The sequence below is a fragment of the Pseudomonas sp. lyk4-TYG-107 genome (assembly GCF_030209055.1).
Classification (GTDB): Bacteria; Pseudomonadota; Gammaproteobacteria; order Pseudomonadales; family Pseudomonadaceae; genus Aquipseudomonas; species Aquipseudomonas putida_A.
Window position 1 is genome coordinate 51,706 of record NZ_JARVST010000028.1, and the last position, 20,492, is coordinate 72,197.

At 60.3% G+C, this 20,492-nt stretch carries 18 protein-coding genes; 16 read left to right on the forward strand and 2 right to left on the reverse strand.

What is annotated here, in order from left to right; translation table 11 throughout:
- Window positions 1–339 precede the first annotated feature (339 nt).
- The 16 genes from QRN61_RS22965 (at window position 340) to QRN61_RS23040 (ending at window position 18,452) form a co-directional block, all read left to right on the forward strand.
- The gene (locus QRN61_RS22965; protein ID WP_285375609.1) at window positions 340–1,014 is read left to right on the forward strand and encodes a hypothetical protein; all 675 of its coding nucleotides are present in this window, start codon (window positions 340–342) and stop codon (window positions 1,012–1,014) included.
- A 218-nt stretch (window positions 1,015–1,232) separates the two neighbouring features.
- Window positions 1,233–3,362: a flagellar biosynthesis protein FlhA gene (flhA, locus tag QRN61_RS22970; RefSeq protein ID WP_027613918.1), complete on the forward strand. Its 2,130-nt coding sequence runs from the start codon at window positions 1,233–1,235 to the stop codon at window positions 3,360–3,362.
- A gap of 11 nt (window positions 3,363–3,373) precedes the next feature.
- A complete protein-coding gene (gene flhF / locus QRN61_RS22975; protein ID WP_095139383.1) occupies window positions 3,374–4,714 on the forward strand; it encodes a flagellar biosynthesis GTPase FlhF in 1,341 nt (446 codons plus the stop codon).
- Between the two features lie 113 nt (window positions 4,715–4,827).
- Window positions 4,828–5,658 carry a flagellar synthesis regulator FleN gene (gene fleN / locus QRN61_RS22980; RefSeq protein WP_003222917.1) on the forward strand — a complete coding sequence of 277 codons (831 nt, stop codon included), beginning with the start codon at window positions 4,828–4,830 and terminating at the stop codon, window positions 5,656–5,658.
- Complete coding sequence (gene fliA / locus QRN61_RS22985) at window positions 5,655–6,395, forward strand: RNA polymerase sigma factor FliA (protein ID WP_007920004.1); 741 nt, start codon at window positions 5,655–5,657, stop codon at window positions 6,393–6,395. The genes fleN and fliA overlap by 4 nt, the downstream gene beginning before the upstream one ends.
- A 165-nt stretch (window positions 6,396–6,560) precedes the next feature.
- Window positions 6,561–6,932, forward strand: coding sequence for a chemotaxis response regulator CheY (locus QRN61_RS22990; protein ID WP_024012118.1), 372 nt, complete (start codon window positions 6,561–6,563; stop codon window positions 6,930–6,932).
- Between the two features lie 17 nt (window positions 6,933–6,949).
- Entirely contained in the window at window positions 6,950–7,738 is a 789-nt protein-coding gene (locus QRN61_RS22995) for a protein phosphatase CheZ (RefSeq protein ID WP_027613919.1), read from the forward strand.
- Between the two features lie 54 nt (window positions 7,739–7,792).
- A complete protein-coding gene (locus QRN61_RS23000; protein WP_183781917.1) occupies window positions 7,793–10,075 on the forward strand; it encodes a chemotaxis protein CheA in 2,283 nt (760 codons plus the stop codon).
- A 49-nt stretch (window positions 10,076–10,124) separates the two neighbouring features.
- Entirely contained in the window at window positions 10,125–11,261 is a 1,137-nt protein-coding gene (locus tag QRN61_RS23005; protein ID WP_027613921.1) for a protein-glutamate methylesterase/protein-glutamine glutaminase, read from the forward strand.
- Window positions 11,261–12,001 (forward strand): flagellar motor protein, encoded by a 741-nt coding sequence (locus QRN61_RS23010; RefSeq protein ID WP_007967839.1) that lies wholly within the window; start codon window positions 11,261–11,263, stop codon window positions 11,999–12,001. Before QRN61_RS23005 ends, QRN61_RS23010 begins: the two co-directional genes overlap by 1 nt.
- A 15-nt stretch (window positions 12,002–12,016) precedes the next feature.
- On the forward strand, window positions 12,017–12,907 hold the full coding sequence (gene motD / locus QRN61_RS23015) for a flagellar motor protein MotD (protein ID WP_027613922.1): 891 nt from the start codon (window positions 12,017–12,019) through the stop codon (window positions 12,905–12,907).
- Between the two features lie 43 nt (window positions 12,908–12,950).
- Complete coding sequence (locus QRN61_RS23020; RefSeq protein ID WP_003222933.1) at window positions 12,951–13,739, forward strand: ParA family protein; 789 nt, start codon at window positions 12,951–12,953, stop codon at window positions 13,737–13,739.
- A gap of 105 nt (window positions 13,740–13,844) precedes the next feature.
- Window positions 13,845–14,807 (forward strand): CheW domain-containing protein, encoded by a 963-nt coding sequence (locus QRN61_RS23025; RefSeq protein ID WP_115990414.1) that lies wholly within the window; start codon window positions 13,845–13,847, stop codon window positions 14,805–14,807.
- A gap of 90 nt (window positions 14,808–14,897) precedes the next feature.
- Window positions 14,898–15,383: a chemotaxis protein CheW gene (locus tag QRN61_RS23030; protein WP_003222936.1), complete on the forward strand. Its 486-nt coding sequence runs from the start codon at window positions 14,898–14,900 to the stop codon at window positions 15,381–15,383.
- Entirely contained in the window at window positions 15,384–15,776 is a 393-nt protein-coding gene (locus QRN61_RS23035; protein WP_007961680.1) for a DUF2802 domain-containing protein, read from the forward strand.
- A gap of 234 nt (window positions 15,777–16,010) precedes the next feature.
- Window positions 16,011–18,452 (forward strand): ricin-type beta-trefoil lectin domain protein, encoded by a 2,442-nt coding sequence (locus tag QRN61_RS23040; protein ID WP_285375623.1) that lies wholly within the window; start codon window positions 16,011–16,013, stop codon window positions 18,450–18,452.
- Window positions 18,453–18,497: 45 nt separating this feature from the next.
- Here the strand turns inward: QRN61_RS23040 and QRN61_RS23045 are convergent, their stop codons facing one another.
- Complete coding sequence (locus tag QRN61_RS23045; RefSeq protein ID WP_007961677.1) at window positions 18,498–18,827, reverse strand: EscU/YscU/HrcU family type III secretion system export apparatus switch protein; 330 nt, start codon at window positions 18,825–18,827, stop codon at window positions 18,498–18,500.
- Window positions 18,824–20,404: a flagellar hook-length control protein FliK gene (gene fliK / locus QRN61_RS23050; protein WP_285375626.1), complete on the reverse strand. Its 1,581-nt coding sequence runs from the start codon at window positions 20,402–20,404 to the stop codon at window positions 18,824–18,826. The genes QRN61_RS23045 and fliK overlap by 4 nt, the downstream gene beginning before the upstream one ends.
- Between the last annotated feature and the right edge of the window lie 88 nt (window positions 20,405–20,492).

Consider the following 20,492-nt stretch of genomic DNA (forward strand, 5'->3'; position numbering starts at 1 on the left):
AATGGCGCAAGAATATGTAGCCCGCAAGGCGTGTCTGGAGGTGTCTTTTAAACGCCAGCGTTTAAAGGTGCTGCGCATGATTCTGTGGTGTCGTAGATGGCCTCTTCGCGAGCAAGCCCGCTCCCACAGAGGATCTGTGTGATACCGCCAACCTGTGTTCATTGCGGCGCGATTCCTGATAAATCAAAAGACCGCGGCCTTCCGCTTGTCGGAAAAAGACCTCTACCTGTTAGTTCTGACAGTGGACACAAAGTGCATTCAGCTATCCCATGTTCCTTGGCAGGTTTCACGGGCAAGTCGCCTTCTGACCTGTCTTTAACATTCGCCAAGGAGAAGGTCATGCCAGAGAATTACAGAAAGCTTGAAGGAATGAGGTTTGATTTCGTTTCCGGGTCGGTGGCGAAAGAGTCCGATCATATCGCTTGCACGTTCACTTTTAATGCGGTGTTGGACTTCACGCATTTCGTGCACATGAGCGATGCGTATGTGCCGGGCTATCTCGGTTCGTATATCAATGCGATCAAGCCAAGGTTGGACGGGGTAGCCCACCATAGTCTCTACAACCGATTCAATAGTGCCGCTGGCAACATTCGCACTGTTGAAGAGTTGGTCAGAGTTTTCTCTTCGCCCAATAACTACTCCGATACATGGGGGAGCAATGGCACCGGCCTACTGGCGCGTTATCACAAACCACAATTTCACATGGTCGGTGATCAGTTACAGGTCACGGGTGGGCAGGACTTTCGATGGGAGGTCGAGCCGCAGATCAAGCGGAAGATCGAGCCGCAGGATGTGCCGGACATTTACTTTGTCTGGGCACTGATTGTGTTGAAGGCATTCCCCGAAGATCCTTTTCATCAGCCTGAGGAAATCGTGACTTTGGGCGATTCTGAGGAAGCGCTTGTCGACGTGGGAGGGAAGCAGATCCGTAAGGGTACGCGCTACCTGGTGGGCCGCAATTTGCGTCTTGGTGAGATTAATCCAGAGCAAATTTTGACTGCCGGGTATCCGTGAGTGCGCGGTTTTTTCTGATTTTTGTTCACCGCTAATGGTGATAGCCGTCCTGCGTCTGTTTTGCGGTCGGCTCCATGGCGCCCAGCTTCTGGCAAGACAATTCCCCTGAGGCAAACCTCAATTTCAATCCCCGGCAAAAGTTGGAAGGCTTCTTGCAGTAGCCGCCGTGCGCCTGCTTTGGGCGTCAAAAGTTTGCTTTAAAGGAACGGGGAAAACCGGTGGATCGCTCTCAGTTATTCAACACTGCTCGCTCGAATGTTGCCGACCTCAGTCGAGGCAATCTGGGCGTGCCGTTGTTGCTGCTGGTCATGCTGGCGATGATGATGTTGCCGGTGCCGCCGTTCCTGCTGGACGTGTTTTTCACCTTCAACATCGCCCTGTCGATCGTCGTCCTGCTGGTCTGCGTGTATGCGCTGCGGCCGCTGGATTTCGCGGTGTTCCCGACCATTCTGCTGGTGGCGACGCTGCTGCGGCTGGCGTTGAACGTGGCCTCGACGCGGGTGGTGATGCTCCACGGTCAGGACGGCCACGCCGCCGCCGGTAAGGTGATTCAGGCCTTCGGCGAAGTGGTGATCGGCGGCAACTACGTGGTCGGTATCGTAGTGTTCGCGATCCTGATGATCATCAACTTCGTCGTGGTGACCAAAGGTGCCGGGCGGATTTCCGAGGTGAGCGCACGCTTCACCCTCGACGCGATGCCCGGCAAACAAATGGCGATCGACGCCGACCTCAACGCCGGTCTGATCGACCAGAACCAGGCCAAGGCGCGCCGTCAGGAAGTGGCCCAAGAGGCCGAGTTCTACGGTTCGATGGACGGTGCCAGCAAGTTCGTCCGTGGTGACGCCATCGCCGGCCTGCTGATTCTGTTCATCAACCTCATCGGCGGTATGGCCGTCGGTATCTTCCAGCACAACATGACCTTCGCCGACGCGGGCAAGGTTTACGCCTTGCTGACCATCGGTGACGGTTTGGTGGCGCAATTGCCATCACTGTTGTTATCGACAGCGGCCGCGATCATGGTGACCCGTGCTTCCGGTTCGGAAGACATGGGCAAGCAGATCAATCGGCAGATGTTCGCCTCGCCCAAAGCCTTGGCGGTGGCGGCCGGTCTGATGGCGGTCATGGGCTTGGTGCCGGGCATGCCGCACTTCTCGTTCCTGAGCATGGCCGCGCTGGCGGCCGGTGGCGCGTACCTGTTCTGGAAAAAGCAGAACGTCGCCAAGGTCCAGGCGCTGCAAGAAGTTCAGCGTCAGCAGGAGCTGTTGCCGTCGCCGGCCCGCGCCATGGAAACCAAGGAGCTGGGCTGGGATGACGTGACGCCGATCGACATGATCGGCCTGGAAGTCGGTTACCGCCTGATCCCGTTGGTGGATCGCAATCAGGGCGGGCAGTTGCTGGCGCGGATCAAGGGCGTGCGCAAGAAGCTCTCGCAGGATCTGGGCTTCCTGATGCCGACCGTGCACATTCGCGACAACCTCGATCTGGCGCCGAGCGCCTATCGCCTGACCCTGATGGGCGTGATCCTGGCCGAAGCCGAGATCTACCCGGATCGCGAACTGGCGATCAACCCGGGGCAGGTCTACGGCACGCTCAACGGCATTACCGCCAAAGATCCGGCTTTCGGCCTGGAGGCGGTGTGGATCGAAGTCAGCCAGCGCGCCCAGGCGCAATCGCTCGGTTACACCGTGGTCGACGCCAGTACCGTGGTCGCGACCCACTTGAACCAGATTCTGTACAAGCACTCCAGCGAGCTGATCGGCCACGAGGAAGTGCAGCAACTCATGCAATTGCTGGCCAAAAGCTCGCCGAAACTGGCTGAAGAGCTGGTGCCGGGTGTGGTTTCGCTGTCGCAGTTGCTCAAAGTGCTGCAGGCGTTGCTCGCCGAACACGTGCCGGTGCGCGATATCCGCAGCATTGCCGAGGCTATCGCCAACAACGCCGCCAAGAGTCAAGATACCGCCGCCTTGGTCGCCGCAGTACGCGTCGGCGTATCCCGCGCCATCGTCCAAAGCATTGTAGGCACTGACTCCGAGCTGCCTGTGATCACCTTGGAACCAAGGTTGGAACAAATATTGCTCAATAGTCTGCAGAAGGCAGGACAAGGCTCGGAAGAGGGCGTTCTGCTGGAGCCAAGCATGGCCGAGAAGCTGCAGCGTTCGCTCATCGAAGCGGCGCAGCGCCAGGAAATGCAAGGTCAACCGGTGATCCTGTTGGTAGCAGGCCCGATCCGCGCGATGCTCTCGCGTTTCGGTCGCCTCGCAGTCCCGGGGCTGCACGTGCTGGCCTACCAGGAAATTCCGGACAACAAGCAAGTGACCATCGTTGCGACAGTAGGGCCCAACGGCTGAGGTAGTGGTTTATGCAAGTTAAGCGTTTTTTCGCCGCCGATATGCGTCAGGCCATGAAGCTGGTTCGTGATGAGCTGGGCGCTGATGCCGCCATCATTGGCAACCGCCGCATTGCCGGCGGCGTCGAGCTGACGGCGGCGCTGGATTACAAATTGTCGGCGCTGGCGCCACGGGTTCCGAACATGGAACTCGAGGACGAGCTGCGCAAGACCCAGTCGCGCATCGTGACCGCCCAGGCAGAACTGAGCCTGCGTGGCGAAGCCGACGGCAACACCAATCGCCAGTTGTTCGCCGGGCTGCCGTTGACGGCCGGCCTGCCGCTGACTGCTGCCGAACCGTTGAGCGAACCGACTTACGCCGCCCCGGCGCGTCCGGCTCCGGCACCTGCACCGGCGGCCGCTGGGGTCGATCCGCGTGCGCTGGATTCGATGCGTTTCGAATTGAACAGCCTGCGTGAGCTGATGGAAGTGCAGCTCGGCACGCTGGCCTGGAATCAGCTGCAAGGCAGCCGTCCGGCACAAGCCAATCTGTATCGTCGTCTGCAACGCATCGGTCTGTCCGGGCCGTTGTCGCGCGATCTGCTGGCGATGATCACCGATATTGAAGAACCACGTCAGGCTTGGCGCATGCTGCTCGCGCACCTGGCGCGAATGATTGCCGTACCGGAAGTCGAGCCGCTGGAAGAGGGCGGGGTGATTGCCATGGTCGGTCCGGCCGGCATGGGCAAGACCACCACCCTGGCCAAACTCGCTGCGCGCTACGTGCTCAAGTACGGCGCGCAGAATGTCGCGCTGGTCAGCATGGACAGCTTCCGCATCGGCGCGCAGGAACAACTGAAGACGCTGGGGCGGATTCTCAATGTGCCGGTGACCCACGTCGATCCGGGCCAGTCGCTGGTGCAGGCGCTCGACCCGCTGCTGCGCAAACGCGTGGTGCTGATCGATACCGCCGGCTTGCAGGCCAGCGATCCGGCTTTGCGCATGCAGCTGGAAAGTCTGGCCGGGCGTGGCATCCGTTCAAAAAATTATCTGGTGCTGGCAACCACCAGCCAGAAACAGGTTCTAACCGCCGCGTACCACAGTTACAAGCGTTGCGGGCTAGCCGGCTGCATCCTGACTAAACTGGATGAGACGGCCAGCCTTGGCGAAGTGTTGAGCCTGGCGATCAGTCATGAACTGCCGGTCGCGTACCTGACCGATGGCCCACGGATTCCGGATGATCTGCATCTGCCGCGCCGTCATCAACTGGTCAGCCGCGCCGTCAGCGTGCAAATGCAGGAAGAACCCAGCGAAGAAGCCATGGCTGACATGTTCGCTGATATCTACCACAGCCCGACCAAGCAGGTTGGCTGAGGTAATGAACCGTTTTTGTACCTACATCGATGGTCTGCCATGCATTGTTCCGGTTGAGAACGCGCAGCCAGTAATGTGGCCTCCGTCTATGCAAGACAAGGTAAAGAAATAACATGGGCAGCATGCATCCCGTACAGGTGATCGCGGTGACCGGCGGCAAAGGTGGCGTCGGCAAGACTAACGTGTCAGTGAACTTGTCTCTGGCGCTGGCAGAGCTTGGCCGTCGGGTCATGCTGCTGGACGCCGATCTGGGGCTGGCGAATGTCGACGTTCTGCTGGGACTGACCCCCAAACGTACTCTGGCCGATGTGATCGAAGGCCGCTGTGAGCTGCGCGACGTGCTGTTGCAGGGCCCCGGCGGGATCCGCATCGTGCCGGCCGCTTCCGGCACCCAAAGCATGGTGCACCTGAGCCCGGCGCAACATGCCGGTCTGATTCAGGCCTTCAGCGATATCGGCGACAATCTCGATGTGCTGGTGATCGACACCGCTGCGGGTATCGGTGACTCGGTAGTCAGTTTTGTCCGCGCCGCGCAGGAAGTGTTGCTGGTGGTCTGCGACGAGCCGACCTCGATCACCGACGCCTACGCGCTGATCAAACTGCTCAACCGCGACTACGGCATGAACCGCTTCCGCGTGCTGGCCAACATGGCGCAGAGCCCGCAGGAAGGGCGCAACCTGTTCGCCAAGTTGACCAAGGTCACGGATCGCTTCCTCGACGTCGCCTTACAATACGTCGGCGCCGTGCCGTACGACGAAAGCGTGCGCAAGGCAGTGCAGAAGCAGCGAGCGGTCTATGAAGCCTTTCCGCGTTCCAAGTGCGCGCTGGCGTTCAAGGCGATCGCGCAGAAGGTCGATACCTGGCCGCTGCCTGCCAACCCGCGCGGCCACCTTGAGTTTTTCGTCGAGCGCCTCGTGCAGCAAACAGCAGGGCCTGTGTTATGACCGCGAGCGGTATGAACTACTACAAGAAGTCGGCACGTGACGCGCAGTACGAGTTGATCGAGCGTTACGCGCCACTGGTCAAGCGCATTGCCTATCACTTGCTGGCGCGCTTGCCGGCGAGTGTGCAGGTTGAAGACCTGATTCAGGCCGGGATGATCGGCCTGCTCGAAGTCTCGACCAAATATGACGCCAGCAAAGGCGCCAGTTTCGAAACGTACGCGGGCATCCGGATCCGCGGCGCGATGCTCGATGAAGTGCGCAAAGGGGATTGGGCACCGCGCTCGGTTCACCGCAATACCCGTATGGTCAGCGATGCCATTCGCTCAATTGAAGCTAAAACCGGCCGTGACGCTAAAGATCACGAGGTTGCGGCCGAACTCCAATTGAGTCTCGACGATTACTACGGGATTTTGAATGACACCCTGGGCAGCCGGCTGTTCAGTTTCGACGACCTGTTGCAGGACGGCGAACACGAAGGGCTGCACGAGGATGGCGCCAGTGCTCATCTTGAGCCGTCACGCGATCTGGAAGATGAACGCTTCCAGGCGGCGCTGGCGGACGCGATTGCCAATTTGCCGGAGCGTGAGCGACTGGTGTTGGCGCTGTACTACGACGAAGAGCTGAACCTCAAGGAGATCGGTGAAGTCCTTGGCGTCAGTGAATCGCGGGTCAGCCAGTTACACAGCCAGTGCGCGGCCCGTTTGCGGGGGCGTTTGGGGGAGTGGCGAGCGCGCTGAAGGCAGTGTGGGGACACTGCGAACGAGGCTGGTGCGGTGAGAACGGCACCGGTCTTGCTCTGTTGTGCTCCAGACAGTCTTCGAGTGCTGCGCCGATTGATTGAAGTGGCGCGTCCAGGTGCTGGGCGCGTTTAAGACTGCTTGGAGGTCGAATTGAACAAAGACATGAAAATCCTCATCGTTGATGACTTCTCAACGATGCGGCGGATCATCAAGAACCTGCTGCGCGATCTCGGGTTCACCAACACCGTCGAGGCCGACGATGGCACTACCGCCATTCCGGTACTCAACAGCGGCAGCATCGACTTTCTGGTAACGGACTGGAACATGCCGGGCATGACCGGTATCGACTTGCTGCGCCACGTGCGTGCCGATGAAAAACTCAAGCATCTGCCGGTGCTGATGGTGACCGCTGAAGCCAAGCGCGAGCAAATCATCGAAGCCGCTCAGGCCGGTGTGAACGGCTACGTGGTCAAACCTTTCACGGCTCAGGCGTTGAAAGACAAAATCGAGAAGATTTTCGAACGCATCGGCTGATGACGCGCGGGGGAGCTATGGAGCATAACGAATCTTCACAGGGCGATTTCGAGTCGACCCTGAAAAAACACGCGGTCGAACTGGTCGAGAGCCTTGAAAAAGGCAGGTTCGGCGACGCTGTGCAACTGATCCATGAGCTCAATCAGACCCGTGACCGCGGCCTGTATCAGGAAGTGGGCAAGCTCACACGCGAACTGCACAGTGCGATCGTCAATTTCCAGATCGATCCGCACATGCCGCAGGCCGAGGAAGTGTCGCAAATCACCGACGCCACCGAACGCCTGGGCTATGTGGTCAAGCTGACCGAAGCCGCGGCCAACCGCACCATGGATCTGGTGGAAAGCGCCACCCCGGTGGTCAATGGCCTGGCTGAAGAAGCCCAGGCGCTGAGCACCGATTGGGGCCGCTTCATGCGTCGTGAAGTCGGAGCTGAAGAGTTCCGCGAACTGGCGCGCCGGGTCGACGGTTTTCTGTCACGCAGCAGCACGGACAACCGTGCGGTGTCGAGCAACCTCAACGACATCCTGCTGGCTCAGGATTACCAGGACCTCACAGGTCAGGTGATCAAGCGTGTGACCCAACTGGTCACCGAAGTCGAAAGCAATTTGCTCAAACTCGTCCTCATGGCCAGTCAGGTTGACCGCTTTGCGGGCATCGAACACGACCGTGCCGCGATGCTTGCAGAAAAAGATCCACAAAAACATCTCTCGCAGGGTGAAGGTCCGCAGATTCATGCCGATAAACGAGAAGACGTTGTGTCCGGTCAGGACGATGTGGACGATTTGTTATCCAGCCTCGGATTCTAGAGTTTTGGAATTTTAGGTTTTTTGGGTTTTTAGACCTGTAGGAGCACCCCATTAATGAGCTTCGGCGCCGATGAAGAGATCCTTCAGGATTTCCTGGTTGAGGCCGGCGAGATTCTTGAGCAACTGTCCGAGCAACTGGTCGAGCTGGAAAGCCGCCCGGATGACGCAGATCTGCTCAACGCAATTTTTCGCGGTTTCCACACTGTAAAAGGGGGCGCCGGCTTCCTTCAGCTCAACGAGCTGGTGGAGTGCTGTCACATCGCCGAAAACGTGTTCGACATCCTGCGCAAGGGTGAGCGTCGCGTTGATGCAGAACTGATGGACGTGGTGCTTGAAGCACTGGACGCGGTGAACAGCATGTTCAGCGAAGTCCGTGAACGTGCACCGATCACTGCTGCAACCCCGGAACTGCTGGCCGCGCTGGCGCGTCTGGCCGAACCGCAAACGGCCGACGAAGCACCGGCTTCGCCAGTGGCCGAGATGATCGAAGAACTGGTCGTCGAAGGCGATTCGAGCGATTCGGGCGACATCACCGATAACGAATTTGAACAGCTGCTGGATTCGCTGAACGCCGTCAAGGCCGAGGCCGAAGCCCCGGTTGCTGTTGCACCTGCGCCGGCTGCCGATGCGGCCGCCAGCGATGAAATCACCGACGCTGAATTCGAGTCGTTGCTCGATCAGCTGCACGGCAAAGGCCAGTTCGCGCCAGACGCCGTCGCACCGGCAGCGGCCGCTCCAGCGGCACCGGCGGCGGGCGACAGCTCGGACATCACCGACGACGAATTCGAAGCACTGCTCGATCAGTTGCACGGCAAGGGCAACTTTGCCGTTGAAGCGCTGGAGTCGGCGATCGCCTCGGCACCGGTTGCGCCTGCCGCACCGGCGGCCGCCGCTGCCGGCAGCGATCTGATCAGCGATCACGAATTCGAATCGCTGCTCGACGAGTTGCACGGCAAAGGCAAGTTCACCGACGTTGGCGCCGCTGCTGCGGGCACCGCGTCGACTGTGGCCGCGCCTGCCGCCAAGGCTGCTGCCGCTCCGGCCGCTGCGCCGAAGGCTGCTCCCAAGCCTGAGCCGAAAGCCGAAGCGCCAAAACCTGCTGCCGCTGCTGCGCCGGCGCCGGCCCGCGCCGCAGCTGCTCCGCCGCCGGAAAAACCGGCGAGCGAAGCCGAGACCACTGTGCGGGTCGATACCGCGCGTCTCGACGAAATCATGAACATGGTCGGCGAGCTGGTGCTGGTGCGTAACCGTCTGGTGCGCCTGGGTCTCAACAGCGGCGACGAAGCCATGTCCAAGGCCGTGTCGAACCTCGACGTGGTCACGGCTGACTTGCAGACCGCGGTGATGAAGACCCGGATGCAGCCGATCAAGAAGGTCTTCGGGCGCTTCCCGCGTCTGGTTCGCGACCTCGCGCGTCAGCTCAAGAAAGAGATCAATCTGGAACTGGTGGGTGAAGAAACCGACCTCGACAAAAACCTGGTCGAGGCCCTGGCCGACCCGTTGGTCCACTTGGTGCGTAACGCGGTCGACCACGGCATCGAATCGCCGGAAGAACGCGAAGCTTCGGGCAAGGCCCGTGGCGGTCGCGTGGTACTGGCCGCCGAGCAGGAAGGCGATCACATCCTGTTGTCGATCTCCGACGACGGCAAGGGCATGGACCCGAACGTGCTGCGTTCGATCGCGGTAAAACGCGGTGTGATGGACAAGGACGCGGCCGATCGCCTGAGCGATACCGAGTGCTACAACCTGATTTTCGCCCCGGGTTTCTCGACCAAGACCGAGATCTCCGACGTGTCCGGCCGCGGTGTCGGCATGGACGTGGTGAAAACCAAGATTTCCCAGCTCAACGGTTCGATCAACATCTACTCGACCAAGGGCCAGGGCTCGAAGATCGTCATCAAGGTGCCGCTGACGCTTGCGATCATGCCGACCCTGATGGTGATGCTCGGCAATCAGGCGTTTGCGTTCCCATTGGTCAACGTCAACGAAATCTTCCACCTCGACCTGTCGACCACCAACGTGGTGGATGGCCAGGAAGTGGTGATCGTGCGGGACAAGGCGCTGCCATTGTTCTACCTCAAGCGCTGGCTGGTCAGCTCCGCCGCTCACGAAGAGCAGCGCGAAGGCCATGTGGTGATCCTTTCGGTGGGCACCCAGCGGATCGGCTTCGTCGTCGATCAACTGGTCGGCCAGGAAGAAGTGGTCATCAAGCCATTGGGCAAAATGCTGCAGGGCACTCCGGGCATGTCCGGCGCCACCATCACCGGTGACGGCCGCATCGCGCTGATTCTCGATGTTCCAAGCATGCTCAAGCGTTACGCGACGAAGCGTATTTGAATCCGGGGCAGCGGGGCGACGACGTCCCGCTGCACCTAATGGAGTGTTTATGGCAGTCAAAGTCCTGGTGGTGGACGATTCGGGTTTTTTCCGCCGCCGCGTCTCGGAAATTCTTTCAGCGGATCCGAGCATCCAGGTGGTCGGTACGGCCACCAACGGTAAAGAGGCGATCGATCAGGCCCTGGCCCTCAAGCCGGACGTGATCACCATGGACTACGAGATGCCGATGATGGATGGCATCACGGCGGTGCGGCACATCATGCAGCGCTGCCCGACCCCGGTGTTGATGTTCTCCTCGCTGACGCACGAAGGCGCCCGGGTCACCCTGGATGCGCTGGACGCCGGCGCGGTGGATTTCCTGCCGAAGAATTTCGAAGACATCTCGCGCAATCCCGAGAAGGTCAAGCAACTGCTGTGCGAGAAGGTCCACAGCATCTCGCGCAGTAATCGTCGTTTCAGTGCCTACAGTGCGCCGGCTCCGGCCGCTGCACCGACGCCTGCGCCAGCCCCGGCGGCTTCGAGCTTCAGCAGCCACAGCGCTGCTGCACCGACGCGTCCGGCGCCGGCTCCAGCACCTGCGCGTGCGCCAGCCGCCAGCGCGTCGTCGCCGGCACCGAAACGCAAAGCCTACAAACTGGTTGCCATCGGTACCTCGACCGGCGGCCCGGTTGCCCTGCAACGGGTGCTGACCCAATTGCCGGCGAACTTCCCGGCGCCGATCGTGCTGATCCAGCACATGCCGGCGGCGTTCACCAAGGCGTTTGCCGAGCGTCTGGACAAGCTGTGCCGCATCAGCGTCAAGGAAGCCGAAGATGGCGACATCCTGCGTCCGGGCCTGGCGCTGCTGGCGCCGGGTGGCAAGCAGATGATGGTCGACGGCCGTGGCGCGGTGAAAATCCTGCCGGGCGACGAGCGTCTGAACTACAAGCCGTGCGTGGACATCACCTTCGGTTCCGCAGCCAAGTCCTACGGTGACAAAGTTCTGGCGGTGGTCCTCACCGGCATGGGCGCCGACGGCCGCGAAGGCGCGCGTCTGCTCAAACAGGGCGGCAGCTCGGTATGGGCACAAGACGAAGCAAGCTGCGTGATCTACGGCATGCCGATGGCCATCGTCAAAGCCGATCTGGCTGACGCGGTGTATGGCCTGGACGACATCGGCAAGCACATCGTCGAGGCGTGTATCTGATGGATGTTTTAAGCCTTATCGGGATTATCCTGGCGTTCGTCGCCATCATCGGCGGCAACTTCCTTGAGGGCGGACACCTCGGCGCGCTGGCCAACGGCCCGGCGGCGCTGATCGTGCTCGGGGGCACCATCGGTGCCGCGCTGCTGCAATCGCCGATGAGCGCCTTCAAGCGCGCCATGCAGATTCTCGCCTGGATCCTGTTTCCGCCACGGGTGGACCTGGCCGGCGGCATCGACCGCGTGGTCAACTGGAGCCTCACCGCGCGCAAGGAAGGCCTGCTCGGCCTGGAAGGCGTCGCCGATGCCGAACCGGACAACTACTCACGCAAGGGCCTGCAACTGCTGGTCGATGGCGCCGAGCCGGAAGCGATCCGCAGCATCCTCGAAGTGGATTTCTACACTCAGGAGGCCCGCGACATCGAGGCCGCCAAAGTCTTCGAAAGCATGGGCGGCTACGCGCCGACCATCGGCATCATCGGTGCGGTAATGGGCCTGATTCATGTGATGGGCAACCTCGCTGATCCGACGCAGTTGGGCAGCGGCATTGCCGTGGCATTCGTTGCGACCATCTACGGCGTGGCCAGTGCCAACCTGGTGTTGCTGCCGGTGGCGGCCAAGCTCAAGTCAATCGCGTTGCGGCAGTCGCGTTATCGCGAAATGTTGTTGGAAGGTATTTTGTCGATCGCCGAAGGTGAAAACCCTCGCTCTATCGAGCTGAAGCTTCAGGGCTTCATGGATTGATGGGGGTAATGGACTATGGCTCGCCGCAGGCATCAGGAAGAACACGTTAATCACGAGCGCTGGCTCGTGTCCTACGCGGATTTCATCACGCTGCTGTTCGCGTTCTTCGTGGTGATGTATTCCATCTCGTCGATCAACGAAGGCAAGTACAAGGTCATTTCCGAGGCGCTGATCGGGGTTTTCACTGACTCCGATCGCTCGCTCAAGCCGATCCCGATCGGCGAGGAACGGCCGAAGACCGTGACCCCGGCCAAGCCGCTGGTCAAGGACAGCGAGCAGGTTGACGCCGGTATCGCCGGGGCCAGCGATCCGCTGAAAAGCATTGCCGATGACATCAGTGCCGCGTTCGGCGACTTGATCGCTTCCAACCAGATGACCGTGCGCGGCAACGAGTTGTGGGTCGAGATCGAACTCAATTCCAGCCTGTTGTTCGGCAGTGGCGACGCAATGCCGAGTGATATCGCGTTCAACATCATCGACAAGGTCGCGGCGATCCTCAAACCGTTCGACAACCCGATCCACGTCGAAGGCTTCACCGACGATCAGCCGATCCGCACCGCGCAGTACCCGACCAACTGGGAACTGTCCTCGGCGCGTTCGGCGAGTATCGTGCGGATGCTGGCGATGCAGGGCGTCAACCCCGGGCGTCTGGCCTCGGTGGGTTACGGTGAGTTTCAGCCGGTGGCCAACAACGCCACCGCCGAAGGCCGGGCGAAAAACCGTCGTGTGGTGCTGGTGGTGTCGCGCAACCTCGATGTGCGCCGCAGCCTGACCGGTACCGGTACCGCCAATGCGCAACCGGACGCGGCATTGAAGCGCGCTGGCACACAAACTGCACCGTCCCCGGTCAAGACGCCGGGACGCGAGAGTGCCGTCAATTCTCCGTCGCCCGCATTAATACGCTGAGCTATGTCTCGGTCGAGCATCTCGGCCGGGAGGAACGAACCGAATGAGAGTCTGGGCAGTCGCCAATCAAAAGGGTGGTGTCGGTAAAACCACATCTTCCATCGCTTTAGCCGGATTGCTGGCGGAGGCGGGCAAGCGCGTGGTTGTGGTCGATCTCGACCCGCACGGCTCGATGACCAGCTATTTCGGCTACGACCCCGACAGCCTGGAACACAGCAACTACGACCTGTTTCTGCACAAGGGCAGCGTGCCGCAAGGCTTGCCCGGACAGTTGCTGCTGTCGACCAGCGACGAACGCATTTCCCTGTTGCCGTCGAGTACCGCACTCGCCACCCTTGAGCGCCAGTCGCCGGGGCAGAGTGGTTTGGGCCTGGTGATCGCCAAGAGTCTGGCGCAGCTGTGGCAGGACTTTGATTACGCGATCATCGACAGCCCGCCGTTGCTCGGCGTGTTGATGGTCAACGCCCTGGCCGCGAGCCAGCAACTGGTGATCCCGGTGCAGACCGAGCACCTGGCCGTCAAAGGTCTGGAGCGCATGGTCAACACCCTGGCGATGATCAACCGCTCGCGCAAACAGGCGCTGCCGTTCAGCATCGTGCCGACCCTGTTCGACCGCCGCACCCAGGCATCGCTGGGCACCTTGCGCGTGCTGCGTGACAAATTCCCGGAAGAGATCTGGCAGGGTTACATCCCGGTCGACACGCGTCTGCGCGACGCCAGCCGGGCCGGGGTCACGCCTTCGCAGTTCGACGGCAAGAGTCGTGGCGTGCTGGCTTACCGCGCGCTGCTCAAGCATCTGCTGGCGCAACAACTTGTTCCGCAGGTGGCCTGAGATGACCGTGTTCCGATCACGCATGCCTGAATTGCACAAATCCTGTGGGAGCGAGCCTGCTCGCGAAGCTGGCGACGCGGTTTCCCTGTCTGGCGCTGTTGACCGATGAACCGCCCAATCCAGCTGACATCGCGTCCGCAACTGGCGTTGCAGTCCTATCTGGACAGCCTGCTGCAGGAAATCCCTGACGAGTTGCCGCCAGTGGAAGTGCAGGTCGAGGCGCCGGTCGAGGTGGTCGAAAGCGCTGCGGCGCTGGATGAATTCCAGGCGGCGGTGCTTGAAGAGCAGGCGCGTGATGCGCAGAAAGCCGCCAAGCCTGCTGCCCCGGTTGCCGCGCCTGCCGCCGCACCGATCGCCAAGGCGCCAGTGGCGTTGATCGAAGAAGCCGAGCCGCCACGCGCGCCGGTATCGACACTCGCACCGCTGTTGCAAACCCAATTGCTGAAAACCGCGCCGGAACCGGTCGTGGCCGAACCGGCGTCGGTGGCGCCGGCACCCGTCGAACAGACGCTGGTGCCGCCAGTGGTGGAAGTGCACCTGCCACCGAGCAACACGCCGCCACCGGTGGAAACCGATGGCCGTCCGGCCTGGGCTTCGGAAGCCTTCGAATGCCTGTTGTTCGATGTTGCCGGGCTGACGCTGGCGGTGCCGCTGGTGTGCCTCGGTTCGATCTATTCGCTGGCTGGCCACGAATTGACGCCGCTGTTCGGGCAGCCGGAATGGTTCCTCGGGATTCTGCCGAGCCAGGCCGGCAATCTGAAAGTGTTGGACACGGCGCGTTGGGTCATGCCGGATCGCTATCGCGATGACTTCCGTCAGGGCCTGCAGTACGTGATTTCGGTACAAGGTTACGAATGGGGCCTGGCGGTGCATCAGGTCAGCCGTTCGTTGCGTCTGGATCCGAATGAAATCAAATGGAGAAGTCACCGGGGTCAGCGGCCATGGCTTGCCGGCACGGTGATCGAGCACATGTGTGCATTACTTGATGTAGCCGCGCTGGCCGAGTTGATCGCCAGCGGTGGGGCAAAGCACTTGGGCGGCCACAAGCCGCTACATAAATCGACATAGCAGCCGACATAACAGTCAGGCGAAGGCATTTTTCAATGCCTCCACACAGAACACACACCGCCCAGTGCGGTTTTTTCGAGGGGTCAGGGTATGAGTAGTCAGGCGACGAATGCAAAAGGTTCTGAAGATCCGATCCTGCAATGGGTGACCTTCAAGCTGGACAACGAAACCTACGGCATCAACGTGATGCGCGTTCAGGAAGTCCTGCGTTACACCGAAATCGCGCCGGTACCGGGTGCGCCAAGCTACGTGCTGGGCATCATTAACCTGCGCGGTAACGTGGTCACCGTGATCGACACCCGTCAGCGCTTCGGCCTGAACAGCGGCGAGATCAGCGACAACACCCGTATCGTCATCATCGAAGCCGACAAGCAAGTGGTCGGGATCATGGTCGACAGCGTGGCCGAAGTGGTTTACCTGCGTCAGTCGGAAATCGAGACTGCGCCAAACGTCGGCAACGAAGAGTCGGCCAAGTTCATCCAGGGCGTGTGCAACAAGAACAACGAGTTGCTGATCCTGGTCGAGCTGGACAAGATGATGAGCGAAGAAGAATGGTCGGAACTGGAGAGCATCTGATTGATTCTCGAGGTTGCGGTCATTGTCCTGTTCCTCTTCTGGGCAGGCACGCTGGCAATGTTTCTGGCGTACATCAAGGCGCAGCGGGTGATCGCTGCGCAACAGGCTCAGGGCGATGCGCTGCGTGATCAGCGCATCAAGGACCTGGCCAAGCGTGTCGACGACTATCAGAACGGCAACGTGCGCATGGGCGAAGCCCTGCACGAGCTGCGCTCGGTCGTCGGTCCGTTGCCGGACAAGATTGTCGCGCTGGAACAACGCGACCCGTCGAGCCTGTCGTTCGCCCAGGCGGCGAAACTGGTGGGCATGGGCGCGAGCGTCGATGAGCTGACCCAGTCCTGCGGCTTGACCCAGGCTGAGGCGGAGTTGATGCGCAAGCTGCACAGAAGTTGATATGCGTTGAGGCATGTCATTTGAATAAGAATCGCCGGTCATGCCGGCGATTTTTTTTGCGCTCGATTTGTTGCCTGATTCGCCCATGGCCGTCTGTCTGAACTGTTATTTCTGACAGTAGAGAATTTCGCTCATCGCTCCTCACACTGCTCGTGACTCGCGATAGTCCCGTCGGCTTTTCAGGCAGACGCGTCTGATCGCCAATTCACCGATCCAGCCAATCGTGGAGTGGGTATGCATTTGCCAGCCAGAATCGAGCGCGCAAGAAAAGTGCAGTCTCTCGGTGTTGCCGCCCTGTGGCTGGCAGTCGTGCTGCTCCTGACGGCTTGTCAGGCTCAGGTCAGCAGGCTTGCTCCAGAAGCCGATATTGCCGACCGGCAAAATTGTCACGGTGTCCACCTGGTCAATGTCGTTGCGCATATGGACGACGATCTGCTGTTTATTGATCCGCGGATTTCGCAAGTTCTGGCTGCCGGCGGCTGTGTGACCAGTATCTTCATGAACGGTGGCAGTTCTGGCGCCGGCTTCGACTATGTACTGAAGCGCGAAAGCGCATCGACAAAAGCCTATGAGAAAATGCTGGGTTTTGCGACCGGATGGACGCCTTACCTGATATTCACTGATTCAGCCATTGTGATGAGCGTCAAGGCCAATGAGCGACCTGGATTGAAGCTCATATTTTTGCGTGTGCCGGGAGGGGACGTTCGTGGTGGAGATGTGCCGCTGGCCGATTTGCTCGACCTCGATAAAACTGTTCGGAGTTGGCCCTATCTGGACTCGGCTTCAGGTCCGGTAAACCTCTACAGTCGAACATCTTTTGTGCAGCTCTTGACTGAGCTGATCGTCAATGAAGGAGCCACCCGGGTGTATGCACTCAATCCGGACACCGTCCCGTACACGGAGCATCCTGACCATATTTATTCGGCACGTTTGACGCGCCTGGCCTTGCGCGGGATCAGTGCAGATATCCCGGTGGTTTATCACGAGACCTATCCCTCGGCGGCCGTCGCTCCTAACGTGGACCCGGCAGCGGTGCAGGCGAAACGGCATGTTGTCGCCAGTTACTTTCATTTTGAAGGGGCTGAGCCAGTCAGCAGTGCGTACAGTGAAGCCACCTGGAATGGCAATTGGGTGGCGCGACTCAATTTCACGCTCAGCCATGCTCACGCTGCCGGGCCACTGGTCAATATCCCTTTCAGACCGCTAGTCAATTTCCAGACGCAACAGTGCCTGGTTGCCAATGGATTGGGGCAGCAGGTGACACTGGATGGATGTGAGCCAGACGCTGACCAGCGCTGGGCGTTTGTGCCCTCCGACATTGCAGTCGGCGCGAGCAGGGGAGTTGCACTGCTGAAAACAGCCTCTGGCCATTGCATAGCGCGTCAGAATGGCCAATTGATCGAACGCGCATGTGAAAGCAATGAGCCCTCTCAACACTGGACTCCGTGGGATTTCGGGAAAATCTATGTTCCCGGAGCGCAGGGGCAATGCCTGGACGGAGTACAGCCGAGCTTGATAGCGGATTGCAGGGAGTTTGCGGGTTCTACGTTGTGGGTGCGCAGCATCGATAACATCGACAGCAATGATTCGATGGAAGTGGCGCTGACGGGGGATGTCATCGGTGACGGGACGAACCGGACGGTACAAGTGCAGCGCCGGGAGGATGGTCCAGGTGTCGATATTTGGGTCACGTCGCTGGACGCAGACGCGATTGCATCCGAGAAATGGTATGAGGACAGACTTCCATTTGATCCAGACTCTTTTGATTCCGGGTGTGCTACAGCCCTTTGCTACGACACTACGCGCTATCTGCTGGCGGATTTCACAGGTGACGGCAAGGCTGATCTGATGGCGATATCGCCCGGAAAAGCTGACGAAACCATTTTCAGGCTATTGAAGAATGAAGGCGGGCATTTTGCTGATCCGGTTATCTGGCGTTCGGTTCCGCAAGGACATGCCTACCGGCAAGCTCAGCAATATCTGGCTGGCGACTTCAGGGGCGTCGGCAAGCAAGATGTGTTGATCGTGCAAACCCTGAATAACACAGTGTCCGATTTCTGGCTGATGGAGAATAAAGGGGCGAGTCTGGGCGTTCCTGCTCACTGGGGAGATGCTCGAAAAAACCCATTGCCGGTCCATTTCTACAGCGCCAGGCTGGACAACGATGGCAAGGATGATGTGCTCGCTGTTGATTCAAGTGAGCAGTTCTTGAAGCTGCTCACCTACAGGAGCAGTGGCCGTTCTCTGGATTTTGAAAAAGTCTTGGAATTGCCGGGCTTCTATTCTGCGCGTTCAAAGACCGCAGTGCTGGATTCGCCGATTACCAAACTGACCGATGTATGGGTGCTGCACGCTCGATCAGACGGTAGTGATATCAATTTCTGGAAAGTCGCAAATCCTGGCGGCGGAGAGTTCGAAGAGCCTTCGTCTCCGGCTTTCGAGACGAGCGTGCTTAATTGGGCCGACGTGCGGCCTTACGGGCTGGGGACGGGCAGGCAGATCCTGCTTCCCTATCGCGTCAACGATCCTGTGCATGAGTATTACTGGCGAATCGGGAAAGTCGGCTTCAAGGCACTGAATCTGTCCGAGCAAGGTAGGCCCGTCGGGATCAGGGATTATGGACGTTCACAGCGGTTTGAATGGGCGAACCTGCAGTGGCGAGCGCGCTTGAATTGAATGTCGAGCGGGAACGCGTGCACTTGAGCCTGTATCCGGCGCGGACTAGTAATCAGCCCCGCGTTCGGTAACGTCCTTCTCGACCATCGGCGCATCCGGGTCCTGCCCCTCGGGGAATTTCCCCTTCAGATTCCACGCGAACGCGATGATCTCGGCGATCGTGCGGTACAGCTCCTCAGGGATGCTGTCGCCCAGTTCCATCCGCGCCAACAGCCGCACCAGCTCGGCGTTTTCATAGATCGGCACTTCACAGTCGCGGGCGATGCGCAGGATTTCTTCGGCCAGTTCCTCGTCGCCCTTGGCGGTGAGGGTCGGGGCGTGGTTGCCGTCGTATTTGAGGGCGATGGCCTGGCGTGGAGCAGTGGAATCGTTCATGCGGTTTCATCGACCCAGCGGTGTTCGAGGCGGGTTTGATTGCCTTGCGGCGGGGTGCCGAGGTGGCAGTCGAGATCGCCGACATTCAGCCCGCGATCGAGCAGGCGCTGACGCAGCGCGAACAGATTATTGCCGATCAGGTCGGCGGTGTATGGGCGTTCGGCCCAGAGCTGGCTCGACAGGCTGCCGGCAATCAGCTGCGCCTGAATCTGCATCGGCCCCAACGGCTCCATGTCGAACGCCAGGTCGACGCGCCACAGCTGTTGTCTGGGTTCGCGTTCGTCACGGCGTTCGTTGGCTTGCGGTTCTCTTTCCGGCGCTTCCTCGCGCTGAAACTTGACCTGCAACGGCACGATGTCCTGCAGGTTGCGCATGGGGATTTCCAGCTGCCAGGTGCTGAGCAGACGGCCGTCATCGGTGAGCCCGGTCTGTTCCAGGCTCGACAGCTGATGGCTTTGCAGGCGCGACACGGCGGCTGCAGCGAGGCGCAACAAGTGTTCCAGATCGCCTTCGCCGTCGAGGCTTTGCAGTAGACGGTCAGGCAACGGGAAACTGCTGGGCAGCGGTTTGGCGCTGACCTGACCGAGGGTGCCGAGGGCGTTGCGCACGAAGCTCGGCAGTGCTTGCGCCAGCGTGTTGGCAGCGATGATCGCGTTGAAACTGGCATTGCCCGGCGCACCCGGCGACAGCTGCGCGATAAGTTTGAGCAGATCGGCTTTCATGTCCGGGGCCAGCGCCGGATTCTGTCCGGTCAGCAATTTGGCTTCGAGGAAAGCGCCGCTGTTGGCCAGGGCCAGCGCCACGCCTTTGGCGGTGCTCATTTGCTGCACATCGGGCAGGTTGGCGAGCAGGCGCGCGACGGCAGCGCGCAGGTCCTGCGAGGTCTGATCGTCGTCGCTCGGCAGGTTTTGCAGAGCATTGAGCAAACCGTCCAGCGAACCTTGGCGAGTCTGCTGGCCGAGCAGTTGCTGGCTCACCGCCAATTGCTCCTGGCGGCTGCTCAGCGGCACGAACTTGAGGGTTTGCGAGTCTTCGACCAGTGCCGAGAGCAGGGTGCCGATGCACAGTGGCGTCGGGCTGTCGATGTCCAGTGTGGCGCCACTTTGCGCGGTGTTGAGCAGGCTCACCAGCGAGCGGTACACCGTCGGCTGTCCCGACACTTGCGGCAGTGTCTGCGAGGTCAGCACCTTGCCTTGCAGCAGCGTGCCGACCGGCAACTGCGCGGTGTCGATGCGGGTGAGGGCGGCGACGCTGCTGGCAATCGCCTGTTGCACGGTGATCGCCAGATTGCCCGCCGACGGCTGAGTGACGGCCAGGTTGGTGCCGGTCGGCAACGGCAGGTTGCTGCTGGCTTGCACGGTGGTCTGCCGACCGCCGTCGACGGTGACCTTGAGCAGCAGTTGAAAGGTCTGATCCGCCTGCTTGAGTGACAACACCTCGGCCTGAGCGCTTTGCCCGGCGCCGATCAGGCCTTCGACCGGGGTCAACAGCTTGAGCAACTCACCGCTCATCACCAGCGGACGCGCGTTCGCCGGGGTGGTGGGCGGCAGCGGGAGGATGTTCATTTCGCCTGTCATACGCGGACACAACCTGAGGAAATTGCGCTCTTGGGAGTAAGGCACGGCATGTATAATGCCGCGCGTCTTGCGCTTCGTTCAGAAAACA

Coding starts and splice junctions, on each gene's coding strand:
- fliK (WP_285375626.1), bottom strand. CDS start 20,404: ATGACAGGCGAAATGAACATCCTCCCGCTGCCGCCCACCACCCCGGCG.
- QRN61_RS23045 (WP_007961677.1), bottom strand. CDS start 18,827: ATGAACGATTCCACTGCTCCACGCCAGGCCATCGCCCTCAAATACGAC.
- fleN (WP_003222917.1), top strand. CDS start 4,828: ATGGGCAGCATGCATCCCGTACAGGTGATCGCGGTGACCGGCGGCAAA.
- QRN61_RS23010 (WP_007967839.1), top strand. CDS start 11,261: ATGGATGTTTTAAGCCTTATCGGGATTATCCTGGCGTTCGTCGCCATC.
- motD (WP_027613922.1), top strand. CDS start 12,017: ATGGCTCGCCGCAGGCATCAGGAAGAACACGTTAATCACGAGCGCTGG.
- QRN61_RS23005 (WP_027613921.1), top strand. CDS start 10,125: ATGGCAGTCAAAGTCCTGGTGGTGGACGATTCGGGTTTTTTCCGCCGC.
- QRN61_RS22990 (WP_024012118.1), top strand. CDS start 6,561: ATGAAAATCCTCATCGTTGATGACTTCTCAACGATGCGGCGGATCATC.
- QRN61_RS23020 (WP_003222933.1), top strand. CDS start 12,951: ATGAGAGTCTGGGCAGTCGCCAATCAAAAGGGTGGTGTCGGTAAAACC.
- QRN61_RS22965 (WP_285375609.1), top strand. CDS start 340: ATGCCAGAGAATTACAGAAAGCTTGAAGGAATGAGGTTTGATTTCGTT.
- fliA (WP_007920004.1), top strand. CDS start 5,655: ATGACCGCGAGCGGTATGAACTACTACAAGAAGTCGGCACGTGACGCG.
- QRN61_RS23040 (WP_285375623.1), top strand. CDS start 16,011: ATGCATTTGCCAGCCAGAATCGAGCGCGCAAGAAAAGTGCAGTCTCTC.
- QRN61_RS23000 (WP_183781917.1), top strand. CDS start 7,793: ATGAGCTTCGGCGCCGATGAAGAGATCCTTCAGGATTTCCTGGTTGAG.
- QRN61_RS23025 (WP_115990414.1), top strand. CDS start 13,845: ATGAACCGCCCAATCCAGCTGACATCGCGTCCGCAACTGGCGTTGCAG.
- QRN61_RS23030 (WP_003222936.1), top strand. CDS start 14,898: ATGAGTAGTCAGGCGACGAATGCAAAAGGTTCTGAAGATCCGATCCTG.
- flhF (WP_095139383.1), top strand. CDS start 3,374: ATGCAAGTTAAGCGTTTTTTCGCCGCCGATATGCGTCAGGCCATGAAG.
- QRN61_RS22995 (WP_027613919.1), top strand. CDS start 6,950: ATGGAGCATAACGAATCTTCACAGGGCGATTTCGAGTCGACCCTGAAA.